This window comes from Pseudofrankia sp. EUN1h, assembly GCF_001854645.1.
Classification (GTDB): Bacteria; Actinomycetota; Actinomycetes; order Frankiales; family Frankiaceae; genus Pseudofrankia; species Pseudofrankia saprophytica.
The window spans coordinates 165,565-177,661 of the sequence record NZ_MBLN01000061.1; the positions used below are offsets into that span (position 1 = coordinate 165,565).

General features: G+C 70.3%; 10 protein-coding genes. 5 read left to right on the forward strand and 5 right to left on the reverse strand.

Features of this window, described 5'->3' with window-relative positions; genetic code table 11:
• Positions 1-67: 67 nt before the first annotated feature.
• Entirely contained in the window at positions 68-637 is a 570-nt protein-coding gene (locus tag BCD49_RS22500) for a YcxB family protein (RefSeq protein ID WP_007519587.1), read from the forward strand.
• On the opposite strand, the gene BCD49_RS22505 is transcribed toward BCD49_RS22500, so the two are convergent.
• From BCD49_RS22505 to BCD49_RS22520, 4 genes are all read right to left on the reverse strand, one after another.
• Complete coding sequence (locus tag BCD49_RS22505) at positions 629-1,732, reverse strand: GDSL-type esterase/lipase family protein (RefSeq protein ID WP_007519585.1); 1,104 nt, start codon at positions 1,730-1,732, stop codon at positions 629-631. The genes BCD49_RS22500 and BCD49_RS22505 overlap by 9 nt on opposite strands.
• Before the next feature lie 303 nt (positions 1,733-2,035).
• Positions 2,036-2,506, reverse strand: a complete 471-nt coding sequence (locus tag BCD49_RS22510) for a DUF456 domain-containing protein (RefSeq protein WP_007519583.1) — start codon at positions 2,504-2,506, stop codon at positions 2,036-2,038.
• Between the two features lie 212 nt (positions 2,507-2,718).
• Positions 2,719-3,963 (reverse strand): ammonium transporter, encoded by a 1,245-nt coding sequence (locus tag BCD49_RS22515; RefSeq protein WP_007519581.1) that lies wholly within the window; start codon positions 3,961-3,963, stop codon positions 2,719-2,721.
• 529 nt (positions 3,964-4,492) lie between these two features.
• Positions 4,493-5,674: an ABC transporter substrate-binding protein gene (locus BCD49_RS22520; protein WP_007519579.1), complete on the reverse strand. Its 1,182-nt coding sequence runs from the start codon at positions 5,672-5,674 to the stop codon at positions 4,493-4,495.
• 716 nt (positions 5,675-6,390) lie between these two features.
• Between BCD49_RS22520 and dnaN the strand changes: the two genes are divergently transcribed.
• Positions 6,391-7,572 carry a DNA polymerase III subunit beta gene (dnaN, locus tag BCD49_RS22525; RefSeq protein WP_007519578.1) on the forward strand — a complete coding sequence of 394 codons (1,182 nt, stop codon included), beginning with the start codon at positions 6,391-6,393 and terminating at the stop codon, positions 7,570-7,572.
• On the opposite strand, the gene BCD49_RS22530 is transcribed toward dnaN, so the two are convergent.
• Entirely contained in the window at positions 7,569-8,597 is a 1,029-nt protein-coding gene (locus BCD49_RS22530; protein WP_035925324.1) for a LysR family transcriptional regulator, read from the reverse strand. The two genes, dnaN and BCD49_RS22530, sit on opposite strands and share 4 nt — an antisense overlap.
• Positions 8,598-8,680: 83 nt before the next feature.
• Here BCD49_RS22530 and BCD49_RS22535 point away from each other — a divergent pair, with 83 nt between their 5' ends.
• Genes BCD49_RS22535 through BCD49_RS22545 form a run of 3 tightly spaced genes read left to right on the forward strand, consistent with a single transcriptional unit; the run spans position 8,681 to position 12,092 of the window.
• Positions 8,681-9,397 carry a succinate dehydrogenase cytochrome b subunit gene (locus BCD49_RS22535; protein ID WP_083401627.1) on the forward strand — a complete coding sequence of 239 codons (717 nt, stop codon included), beginning with the start codon at positions 8,681-8,683 and terminating at the stop codon, positions 9,395-9,397.
• Between the two features lie 2 nt (positions 9,398-9,399).
• Positions 9,400-11,346 carry a fumarate reductase/succinate dehydrogenase flavoprotein subunit gene (locus tag BCD49_RS22540; protein ID WP_007519572.1) on the forward strand — a complete coding sequence of 649 codons (1,947 nt, stop codon included), beginning with the start codon at positions 9,400-9,402 and terminating at the stop codon, positions 11,344-11,346.
• Complete coding sequence (locus BCD49_RS22545; protein WP_007519571.1) at positions 11,343-12,092, forward strand: succinate dehydrogenase/fumarate reductase iron-sulfur subunit; 750 nt, start codon at positions 11,343-11,345, stop codon at positions 12,090-12,092. Before BCD49_RS22540 ends, BCD49_RS22545 begins: the two co-directional genes overlap by 4 nt.
• The last annotated feature ends 5 nt before the right edge of the window (positions 12,093-12,097 follow it).

Here is a 12,097-nt window from a genome sequence, read left to right on the forward strand (position 1 = left end):
GTCGGATGGCTGGCGAGCAGCACGGGTGCGGTGCGCGGCTGCTCCTATACTCGACGCGGTGTCCGATATGAGCGAAATCGGAGTCTCGCCCGGGGTCATCCGGTTGATGTTCTTCCTGAGTCCCGACGACATCGCCGCCGCGACGGCGGCCCGGGTCCATGGGCTGGTCGCCCGGCAGCGGATCGTGATGATCGTCGTGGTCGTCTGCTCGCTGCTGGTCGTGTACGTCAGTGAGGGTGGCCCGACCGTGGTCGGCGCCGTGATCACGGCGATCCTCCTGGTGCCGATGTGCCTCATGCTGTTCGCGCTGCTCACGCCCCGGCGGCTGGCCGACAAGGCCGTGGGCAACCAGCTGCGCGACAACCCGTGGCTCGCGAGTCCCATCACCGTAGAGCTCTGGCCGGAGGGGGTACGTACCCAGACGGCGACGGCAACCGCGTCGATGAGCTGGCAGCACTACCCGTTCCGGATCGAGACCGACGGGTTCGTGCTGCTGCTGACCGGACCCGGCCGGTATGCCCAGGCTCTGATCCTTCCGCTCAAGGCGGTGGACGCGGCCGGCCGCCCGGCCCTGATGGCGCTGCTCGCCCAGCACGCGCGTCTCATTCCCGACGGCCGGACGGGGCGATCATGGTAACGCGCTGACGGTGAAGGTCGTGGCCGGGCTGGGGGCGCCGGCCATGCGGCCCTTCATGGGGACGACGCGGTAGGCCACGGTGACGTTGGGGAGCAGCGGCTCGCTGGTCCAGCTGTAGCCGGTGACCGATGCCGGCGCCCGGACGAAGTCCGGCTCCTGCCAGGAGATGACCTGGCGTTCGACGAAGTACTGGGTCGCGCCCGGGGTGGCCGGCCAGGACACGGTGACGCGGGTGCCGCCGAGGGCGGTCCGGACCACAGTGGGTCTGCGGCCGGTCCCCGGCCACGGGATGTGGGCGGGCAGCGGGCCGTAGGGGGCGCCGATGCCCAGACCGGCGAGCGCGTCGGCGAAGCCGCGCGCGATGATCACTTCCCCGTCCGGAGTCGGGTGCGAGCCGTCCCAGGCGTCGCGGAGTGGGTCCCAGCCGACGTCCGTCTGGGCGACGACCACCCTGGACGTAGGCGTCGACCAGCCGGGTGCCTGCGCGTCGAGGATCGCGTTGAACGGCGGCGCGCCCGGCAGGTTCATGCTGTTGTCGCGGAAGTCGGCCCTGGTGAGCACGTGACCGACGACGAAGGTCATGTTCGGATTCACCCGGCGCGCGTTGTCGATGAGCTGCCTCATCAGCACGGCGGTGTCGGGTGGCTGGGTCCAGTAGGTCAGGTCGTTGGCGCCGATCGCGATGAGCATGACGTCGGCCGGGTGCGCCCGGACGACGGCCTCGATCCGCGGCACCTCTTCCCGCAGAGAGTCGCCCCATCGGGCGTGGTGTTCGCTGTCGAAGTCGGGATCGGCGTAGTCGTGTGAGCCGCCCTTGTCGGCGACGTTGTCCCAGATGTCGTCGCGATCGCCGACGAAGTCCACCCGTCCCGGCGCCGTGTGGGTGAGGTGCTCGGCTAGCCGATAGCGCCAGGTGTAGTCGCCGGCGGACTCGTGCGTGATCGAGTCTCCGACGATCATGACTCGCTGTCGGGGCGGGGAGGCCGCGGCCGGGCGGCCTTGGGCGGCGTCGCCGGCACAGCCGGCGACCAGCACGGCCGCGGCGAGGGCGACGAGCGCGCTGAAGGCGGCGAAGGGGCTGGTTGTCCTACCCACGCGCGTCCTCCACCCCGACGTCGATGTCCGCCTGGATTGGACGATCGAGTCGGAGCCCGCGCCCGAAGGCCGCACGACAGTGGCGAAGCCAGCGTGGCCGAACGCCCGTCCACAATCCCGGGCCGGGCGACGACCAGCCCGGCAGGGTCATTCTGCCGGGTGGCCGTCACGGCGCTAGCTAGGGTGGCCGTCCACATGCTCAGAGTGACCGGCGTCTCAGGTGGAGTCCCGGGAGCCGCCGCTGCCTACCGTGGATGCCCGTTCGCATCCATGGACGGCCGAGCAAGATCCACGATCATCCGCCTAGAAGACGAGGGCGGCGATGAGCCAGGAGAGCGAGGCGAGGACACCGGCGGCCAGCTCGATGACCATGCCGATGCCGATCGCGACGAGGGCGGCCCAGGTCGAGCCGAGGGCGGCCCGCCAGTCCTTGAGCCGGACCACCTCCGCCAGGTAGATGCCGAGCAGACCGCCAATCAGGACTCCGAGCACCGGGATCACGAAGAAGCCGACGATGGCGCCGGCGACGCCGAGCAGCAGCGTCGTCGGCGGCGCGCCGCGGCCGGCGGTGGCCTTGGCGGGCAGCACGTACTTGGCCACCGTGCCGATGGCGGCGAGCACCACCATCACCGCGAAGACCGCCCAGCGGCCCCCGCCGCCGTCCGCGATGGTCCACCACAGCCCGGCGCCGAGAATGATCAGCAGGCCGGGCAGCACCGGCAGGACGACCCCGACCAGGCCGACGACCATGAGGACGCCGACGACCACCTGCATGCCGACGCTCAACGTGCCTCCTCCTGGGTCAGGGACGGCCCCTCGTCGCTGGCCCGTCGCCCGCGGACCCTACCCGTTCCCATGCGGATGGCCCAGATGGGGCGCCGCGGTCGAAACCGGCCGGCAATCGGCGTCCGGCCGGCCAGGCGGCCGGATGCCTGGCCGGCCGGACGCCTGGCGCCGGCGAGGACGCGAAGCGGTGAGGTGAGAGGTCAGAAGTCGTAGGCCCGCTCGCCGTGCAGGGCGATGTCCATGCCCTCGCGCTCCTCGTCGACGGACAGGCGTATCCGCACGAACATGCGGATCAGATAGCCGATGACGAGGGTGACGACGAATGAGTAGGTGACCACCGCGGCGACCGCGAGCGCCTGTTTGCTGAGCAGGTCGAACCCGCCGCCGTAGAAGGCGCCGTCCTGGCCACCGGTGTCGGACGAGCCCCAGAAGCCGATCAGCAGCGCGCCGAGGCTGCCGCCGACGAGGTGGACCGCGCCGACGTCGAGGGCGTCGTCGATGCCGACCTTGCCCTTGATCCCGGTGACCGATGCGCACACGATGCCGGCGATGAGGCCGATGAAGATCGAGCCCACCGGCGTCACGTATCCGGCCGCCGGTGTGATCGCGACCAGGCCGGCGACCGCGCCGGAGGCCGCGCCCAGGGTGGTCGCGCGCCCGTCACGCAGCTTCTCGGTGAGGATCCAGCCGAGCAGCGCGCAGGCGGTGGCGGTGTTGGTGTTCATGAACGCGAAGCCGGCGAGCTCGTTCGCCTTCAGCGCGGAGCCCGCGTTGAACCCGAACCAGCCGAACCACAGCAGACCCGCTCCGAGCAGCACGAACGGCACGTTGTGCGGCCGGAAGTTGCCGTCCGGCCAGCCGCGCCGCTTGCCGATCACGATGGCGATGGCGATGGCGGCGGCACCGGCGTTGGCGTGTACCACGGTCCCGCCGGCGAAGTCCTCGGCGCCGTGCTCGAACAGCCAGCCGGTCGGTGAGAAGACCCAGTGCGCCACCGGCGCGTACACGAAGACCGACCACAGGATGATGAACGTCGCGAACGGCCCGAAGCGGAACCTGTCCGCCGGGCCGCCGGTGATCAGCGCCGGGGTGATGATGGCGAACATCAGCTGGAACGCGGCGAAGACGATCGGCGGGATGCTCTGCGCGAGCGGGCCGGCGTAGCCGGGGACCTGCTGGTTCATGTGCTGCAGGCCGGCGAAGTGCAGCCCACCGAAGTAGGCATTCTGGCCGCCGAAGGCGATGCTGTAGGTACAGCTCACCCACAGCAGGCTGACGATCCCCATGCAGAAGAAGTTCTGCATCAGCATGCCGAGAACATTCTCTACGCGGACCATTCCGCCGTAGAAGAACGCCAGACCGGGCGTCATCACGAGCACGAGCGCGGAGCTGGCCAGCAGCCACGCGGTGTCGCCGGAGTCGAGCCCGCCGAAGTCGAACGGCATGTCCCGCCTGTCCTGGGGCTTGAGGGGATTCGATAACGGCCGGCCTCCTGGACGGCGCGGTACCGGATCATCACACCGACAGGGGACCCAAGGGGGCAGGTTGCGCATTACCCGTTCCGGTGTGGTGACACTTCCATGTCGGTCGTGTAACGACGGAGATTTGGGCTGGGTGTGGCTTGACCGTCGGTGGGCGGTGTGTATCGCGGGTGGCGTGGTTGCTCGTCGGGTCGGCTGATGGTGAGCTGTGGTCACCGTCCGTGAGGTGATGGGCGAGTGACCCGCGTCACCGAGCGGAGGTTGCGGACGGGTTGTCGCTGGCCGGCGGCGCTTGGTCGCACCCGGCCGTGGGATCGCCACGCAGGGTCAGTGACTCCATCGTCACCGATTGTGTCTCCGTGGCTTCGCTCCGAGCCTCGGCCCGGTTCGCCGATCGCGGACCCGTTCGGCGATCGGCGAACCGGGCACCGTACGTGCCGGGTAGTGCCGGGTAGTGCCAGGTAGTGCCAGGTAGTGCCAGACGTCGGCCGGGTCATCGGGCCACCGGCTGGCCGCACCGGGGGAGTGGGTCCACCGGGGTGAACCGCGTTCCGTCCGCGTTGACCTGGACGAAAGCGAGACAACGGGTGAGTTTGCCGAAATCGGCCCGGAAGTCAATCGGCTGCGTGAGCAGGCCGTCGGCGGTGTAGCCGCGCACCGCCCGCAACGCCGAGATGAAGCCGGCGCGGGTCGGACAGTCGCCCGAGACCTGTAGGCCGCGCAGCATGATGTCGGCCGAGATCCAACCGGACAGGGCCGCCTGCTGGCCGGCCGGCTGCGTCTCGGGGGCATACCGCGCCATCGCCTGCAGGAACTCGCGGTGTGCCGGGCGGGCCGCCTCGAACGGCAGGAAGTCAGCGACGAAGTAGGCGCCCGCGATGATCCCCTTGAACACGTTGAGCATCCGCTCGTCGTAGCCCGCCGGCGAGAGGATCACCTGGAGGTTCGCCTGGGCGCCGCGGGCGGCGAGCACGGCCTGCCCGAACGAGCTGCCGGTGACGGCGCCGATGAGGACGTCCGCGCCGCTGTCCTTGATCTTGCGGCCGAGACCCTCGAAGTTGATCGGTGCCGTCGCGTCCACGGTGGCGACCACCGGGATGCCAGCCGCCTTCAGGCTCGCGGTCAGTTCGGCGGCGAAGTCCAGCGATGTCTCGGTGAACTGGGAGACGACCATGACCGCGCTGTGCCCGCCGTGTTCGGCCACGAAATCGCCGTAGGTGGACACCGATCCCGAGTCGGACAGCAGGTTCGAGTAGCTGAACATGTTGTCGTAGACGGTCCAGGGCTCCTCCAGCGATGTTCCCGTCACCGGTATGCCCCTGCTGTGCAGGAACTCGGCAGATCCGCTGGACGCCGAGGTGGACTCGAGGACGGCGAACACTCCTCGATCGACCAGCGTCGCCGCGCCGGCGAGGTTCGTCTTCGGGTCCGACGCGTCGTCCTCCCAGTCGTAGATCACCTGTCGGCCGTGGACGCCGCCGGCGGCGTTGGCGACGCCGAGCCGGGCGTCCACCCCGGCGCGGAACGGACCGAACAGCGACTGCGCGCTGCCGGAGTCCGGGAAGAGCAGGCCGAGCCGAACCTTGTCGGCGGTGACGCCGGGTGATCCGCACGCGCCGCCCACCTGCGCCGAGCCGGTCTCGCTGGACGTCCCGCAGCCGACGAGGGCGCCCACGGCGGCGAGGAACAGGGCCGCGAGGGCCCGCGCCCGGCGCCGGCGCCCGGGCCGGTGGCTCGCGTCCCGGTGGCCCGGAGGCCGATGGTCCCGAGACCGCCGATCCGAAGTTCGGCGATCAGAGGGCTGGTGGGTCAGGGATCGGGACGGGTGGTCCAGGCTCGTCCTCACGTCCCTCACAATGGCCCGAATCGCGCCATCGCGGTGCGGATCTGTTGGGATCGTGATGGCAGAGGGCCGTCAAGTGGGTCTCTGGTGGTAGTCCTTTGGCTTCTGTCAGCTTCCACGCTGTGATTGAGGAGTGGAACTGGTCGATCGGGGGGACCACGATCAGAGCCTTCGATGGCGACCGTTCCCGATCGTCGGTCGGCGGTCGTCGGCCCGCGTTCCGTCGCCTCCGGCTGCTCTCGGTGGGCTCCCGGCGAGCGACGGCCGAGGCCGCGAGTGCGGATCCACCGCTCTGGCGGGCGTGGTGGGAGCGCGCTGGGTGAGCGAGGTGAGCGCGGTGGCGCAGCGTGGTCACCGTGTACTGCCGGCGACACGGGCGATATACCGGGAAATCGGCTCGTGACGCGTCAGAATTTCACCATGACGGTCAGCTTGACGGCGGCCGCTCTGAGGTTGGCTGCGTGATGACAGCCCAGTCGTGATGACAGCCCGGTGAGGATGGCAGCGTGAGGACGGCACCATGAGGATGACGTCGTGAGGTTGACGTCGTGAGGCTGACGGTGCCGCGCGCGGAGTTCGCGGAGGCCGCCGGCTGGGTGGCGCGCCATCTGCCGGCGCGGACGGCGCCCGGGTCGGCGGTGGGCGGCGGCCTGCTGGTGGACGCCGCGGACCAGCTGACGCTGTCCGCGTTCGACTACCAGGTGGCCGTGACCGCGACCGTCGACGTGGCCGCGGCGGTGCCCGGAAGGGCGCTGCTGCCCGGCCGGCTGGTCGCCGAGATCGTGCGCAGCCTGCCCGACGAGTCGGTGCGGCTCACCGTCGACGAGGGCTGGTTGCTGGTCCGCGCCGCCGGCGCCCACTACCGGGTGCCGACCCTGCCGCTGGACGACTACCCGGCGCTGCCCGCGTTCCCCCCTCCGGTCGGCCAGGTGGACACGCTTGGTTTCGCCGCCGCCGTCAGCCAGGTCGCCCCGGCGGCGGCCAGGGACGAGACGTTCCCGGTGCTCACGGCACTGCGCCTCGAGCTCACCGGTCGGGGCCTCACGCTGGTCGCCACCGACCGCTACCGCCTCGCGGTGCGCGCGATCCCGTGGCAGCCGTCGGTACGGGCGCCCGAGGCGGTGGCGCACGTGCCCGCCCGGATCCTCTCCGATCTCGTCCGCATCCCCACCGCGGCCTCCCGGCTCGCGCTCGGCCTCGGCGCCGACGACGACAGCGGCCCGCGGTTCGGGTTGTCGACCGGGTCGCGCCGGGTGGTGGTCCGGCTCGTCGAGGGCGCGTTCCCGCACTACCGGCGGCTGTTCCCCGACTCGGTCCCACTGGTCGCGAGCGCCCAGATCGCTCCGTTGGCCGCCGCGATCCGCCGGGTGTCCGTCGTCGCGCCGCGCACCGGCCCGGTCGTGCGCGTCACGCTCTCGGGGGGCACCCTCACCGCCGACGTCGGCCCCGACGCGGGCACCACGGCCGAGACCGACTCCGGCCCGCTGGGCCTCGCCTCGGCCACCGACTCGGTGCCGATCGACTACTACGGACCCGACCTGGTGGCCTGGTACAACCCCGGGTACCTGCTGGACGGGCTGGGCGCGATCGACGGCGACGAGGTGACGATCGGCTTCGCCTCCACCGACCCGGCCGAGGCAGCCAGCTCGCCGGCCATCCTCACCGGCAAGGACGACGACGGCTTCCGCTACGTCCTCATGCCGGTCGTCCGCAGCGGCGATCCTGGCTAGTGGCGGTCCTGGTCAGGGCCCGCGTGTCCGAGGGCGTCCGACGGGCCGCCGACCACCTCGGGGACCAGGTCGACCGCCGCGGCCCCGCGATGGATGTTCGGGGCCGGGCGGACGCCCGGGGGGAGCATGTCGGCCGCGGCGGCGTTGGCGACGAAGTCGACGAGGGTCGCGCGCAGCTCGCGGGCTGCCCGCGGCGGCTCGACGTCGCGCCGGTGCGCCAGGCCGATCGTGCGGTGTAGGCCGGGCGGGGCGAACGGCGTCGTCCGCAGCGGCTGGCGGAAGGCCACCATGCTCGGGATGACGGCGATCCCGAGACCGGCCATCACGAACCCGCACACGGCGTCCATCTCCCCGCCCTCGACGGCGAACCGTGGCTCGAACCCGGCCGCCCGGCACGCGCCCACCGTGAAGTCACGCAGGTCGTAGCCCCGGCGGAACATCACCATCGGCCGGTCGCGCAGATCGCCCACCGCCATCAGGGCACCCCGCACCGGCGGCGGGCCGTCGGGGGAGGAGATGACGACGAGGTCCTCCCGCAGCAGCGGCGTCGTCGCCAGCGCCGGGTCGCTGCCCTGCAACGGAAGGATGATCAGCGCGAGGTCGAGCGCGCCGACGGCGAGCTCGCCGACCAGGTCGCGCGAGCCGCCCTCCTCGACGAGCAGCTGGATGCCTGGGTAGCGCTGGCGGAACAACCGCAGCACCTCGGGCAGCATCCCGGTGCACAGGCTCGGGGTGGCGCCGACGCGGACCTTCCCGCGGCGCAGGTCGGTCAGCTCCTGGACCTCGCGGCGGGCGGTGTCGGTATCGGCGAGGATCCGCCGGGCCAGCGGTAGCAGCGCCTCGCCGGCCGCGGTCAGTGTGATATTCCCCCTAGCCCGGTTGAACAGCGGGCTTCCAAGCTCGGTCTCCAACGCCCGGATCTGTGCGGACAGTGACGGCTGGGCTACGTGAACGCGTGTAGCGGCCCTGGTGAAGTGTTTTGTCTCGGCCACAGCGACGAAGTAAGCGAGCTGATGCAACTGCACGCCCAGACGATAGTCCTCGACTATTGACACGAGCACTTTCATGTCTTGGACCGGGGGCTTGACGGTCCGTACGTTGCTCATTCGTGGCAGTAGCGACTCCGGCGACCCAGGTAGGGCGCACCTCGGCCGTGACGACCCTCTGGCGGTCGAACATCGGCAAGAAGGCAGTGATGGCCGTCACAGGCATCATCATGTTGCTCTTCCTGATCCTCCATATGGCGGGCAACCTCAAGATTTTCTTTGGAAGGGACGAGTTCGACTCGTATGCCCACTGGCTGCGGACGATCGGCAGCCCGGTTCTGCACAACGCCTGGTTCCTCTGGATCCAGCGTTTCGTGCTGCTGGTCGCCATCGCGCTGCACGCGATCAGCGCCTACCAGCTGAGCAGGCGGGACCTCAAGGCTCGCCCGGCGAAGTACGCCCACCGGCTGCGCCCGACCGCGAGCTACGCCACCAACACGATGCGCTTCGGCGGCATCATCATCGGCCTGTTCGTGATCTACCACATCCTCGACCTGACCGCGCTGGTCGCGAACCCGAACGGGGTCGAGGGCGAGGCCTACGACAACGTCGTCGCGGACTTCTCGCACTGGTACATCGCGCTCGCCTACATCGTCGCGATGCTCGCCCTCTGCCTGCACATCGCGCACGGCTTCTGGAGCGCGGCGCGCACCCTCGGTGCCGTCACCAGCGCGACCCGGGCCACCGCCTACAAGGCGACCGCCGGGGTCCTCGCCGTCGTGATCACGCTCGGCTTCCTGTCTGTCCCGATCGCCGTCATGGCCGGTTTGGTGGATTGAGCATGTCTGACACGTTCGGATACACCCTCGGCTCGGACCTCGTCGACAAGGCCGCCCCGGACGGCCCGATCGAGACCCGCTGGAGCCGGCGCAAGTTCGAGGCGAAGCTGGTCAACCCGGCCAACCGCCGCAAGCACCGCGTCATCGTCGTCGGCACCGGGCTCGCAGGCGGCTCCGCTGGCGCGACGCTGGCCGAGCAGGGCTACCACGTCATCCAGTTCTGCTTCCAGGACTCGCCGCGCCGGGCGCACTCGATCGCCGCGCAGGGCGGCATCAACGCGGCCAAGAACTACCGCAACGACGGTGACTCGGTCCGCCGGCTGTTCTACGACACGATCAAGGGCGGCGACTTCCGGGCCCGCGAGTCGAACGTGCACCGGCTCGCCGAGGTCTCGGTCCAGATCATCGACCAGTGCGTAGCCCAGGGCGTCCCGTTCGCCCGCGAGTACTCGGGCCTGCTCGACACCCGCTCGTTCGGCGGGGTCCAGGTACAGCGCACCTTCTACGCCCGGGGCCAGACGGGCCAGCAACTGCTGCTCGGCGCCTACCAGGCGCTGTCGCGGCAGATCGACGCCGGCAACGTCGAGATGCACGCCCGTACCGAGATGCTCGACCTGGTCGTCATCGACGGCCGGGCCCGCGGCATCGTCGCCCGCGACCTGGTCACCGGCGAGGTCTCGACCTACCTGGCCGACGCGGTGGTGCTCGCCACCGGCGGCTACGGCAACGTGTTCTACCTGTCGACGAACGCCATGAACTCCAACGCGAGCGCGATCTGGCGGGCACACAAGCGCGGCGCGTACCTCGCCAACCCGTGCTACACCCAGATCCACCCGACCTGCATCCCGCGCTCCGGCGACTACCAGTCGAAGCTCACCCTGATGAGCGAGTCGCTGCGTAATGACGGCCGGATCTGGGTGCCGAAGAACGCGGGCGACACCCGCAGCCCCGACGTGATCCCCGAGGACGAGCGCGACTACTACCTCGAGCGGATCTACCCGGCGTTCGGCAACCTGGTCCCGCGTGACATCGCGTCGCGCGCGGCCAAGAACGTCTGCGACGAGGGCCGCGGCGTCGGCCCCGGCGGGCTCGGCGTGTACCTGGACTTCGCCGACGCGATCCGGCGTCTGGGCGAGGCCAGCGTCCGCGAGAAGTACGGCAACCTGTTCGACATGTACCAGCGGATCACCGGCGAGAACCCGTACAAGGTCCCGATGCGGATCTACCCGGCGATCCACTACACGATGGGCGGGCTGTGGGTCGACTACGACCTGCAGTCGACGATCCCCGGCATGTTCGTGATCGGCGAGGCGAACTTCTCCGACCACGGCGCGAACCGCCTCGGCGCGTCGGCGCTCATGCAGGGCCTCGCGGACGGCTACTTCGTCCTGCCTCCCATGCTGGGCAACTACCTGGCGTCGACCAAGCTGGCCCCGGTCGACGCGTCCGCTCCCGAGGCGGTCGCGGCGCACACCGAGAGCGCCGAGCGGCTCGAGAGGCTGCTCGCCGTGAACGGCGACCGGACCCCGGACTCCTTCCACAAGGAGCTCGGCGAGCTGCTCTGGGACAACTGCGGCATGGCCCGCAACGACGCCGGCCTGCGCAAGGCGCTGGCCCGCATCGGCGAGCTGCGTGAGGAGTTCTGGTCGCGGGTCAAGGTGCCGGGCACGGGCGACGAGCTCAACCAGTCGCTGGAGAAGGCGAACCGGATCCTGGACTTCATCGAGTTCGGCGAGCTGATGTGCCTGGACGCGCTGCACCGCGCCGAGTCCTGCGGCGGCCACTTCCGGGAGGAGAGCCAGACGCCGGACGGTGAGGCGCTGCGCGACGACGACGGCTTCGCCTACGCGGCCGCCTGGGAGTTCACCGGCGTCGGCAGCCCGCCCGTGCTGCACAAGGAAGCCCTCGAGTTCGACGAAGTGCACCTCGCCCAGCGGAGCTACGCATGAAACTCACCCTGCGCATCTGGCGGCAGAGCGGTCCCGACGCGAAGGGCACGCTCGTCGACTACGTGCTGGACGACGTCAGCCCCGAGATGTCGTTCCTGGAGATGCTCGACGTCCTCAACGAGAAGCTCATCCTCGACGGGGACATCCCGGTCACCTTCGACCACGACTGCCGCGAGGGCATCTGCGGCGCCTGCGGCATGGTGGTCAACGGCGCGCCGCACGGTCCGCAGACCCTGACCACCACCTGCCAGCTGCACATGCGCACGTTCTCCGACGGCGACACCATCGTCATCGAGCCGTGGCGGTCGGCGGCGTTCCCGGTGGTCAAGGACCTGATGGTGGACCGGTCGGCGTTCGACCGGATCATCCAGGCAGGCGGCTACGTCAGCGTCACCACCGGCAGCGCGCCCGAGGCGAACACCCAGCTGGTGCCGAAGCCGGACGCGGACCTCGCATTCGAGAACGCCGAGTGCATCGGCTGCGGCGCCTGCGTCGCCGCCTGCCCCAACGGCTCGTCGATGCTGTTCGTCTCGGCCAAGGTCTCGCACCTCAACGTGCTGCCGCAGGGCCAGCCGGAGCGTGAGTCCCGGGTCGTGAGCATGGTCGAGCAGATGGACGTCGAGGGCTTCGGCGGCTGCACCAACACCGGAGAGTGCACCAACGCCTGCCCGAAGGGCATCCCGCAGGCGAGCATCGCCCGGCTCAACAAGGAGTACCTGCGCGCCTCGCTGGGGCGTCGCCGCTAGTACTC

Bases quoted from the DNA above. Each gene is read 5' to 3' on its own strand.
- BCD49_RS22510 (WP_007519583.1), bottom strand. From the start codon at position 2,506: ATGCAGGTGGTCGTCGGCGTCCTCATGGTCGTCGGCCTGGTCGGGGTC.
- BCD49_RS22500 (WP_007519587.1), top strand. From the start codon at position 68: ATGAGCGAAATCGGAGTCTCGCCCGGGGTCATCCGGTTGATGTTCTTC.
- BCD49_RS22545 (WP_007519571.1), top strand. From the start codon at position 11,343: ATGAAACTCACCCTGCGCATCTGGCGGCAGAGCGGTCCCGACGCGAAG.
- BCD49_RS22515 (WP_007519581.1), bottom strand. From the start codon at position 3,963: ATGCCGTTCGACTTCGGCGGGCTCGACTCCGGCGACACCGCGTGGCTG.
- BCD49_RS22540 (WP_007519572.1), top strand. From the start codon at position 9,400: ATGTCTGACACGTTCGGATACACCCTCGGCTCGGACCTCGTCGACAAG.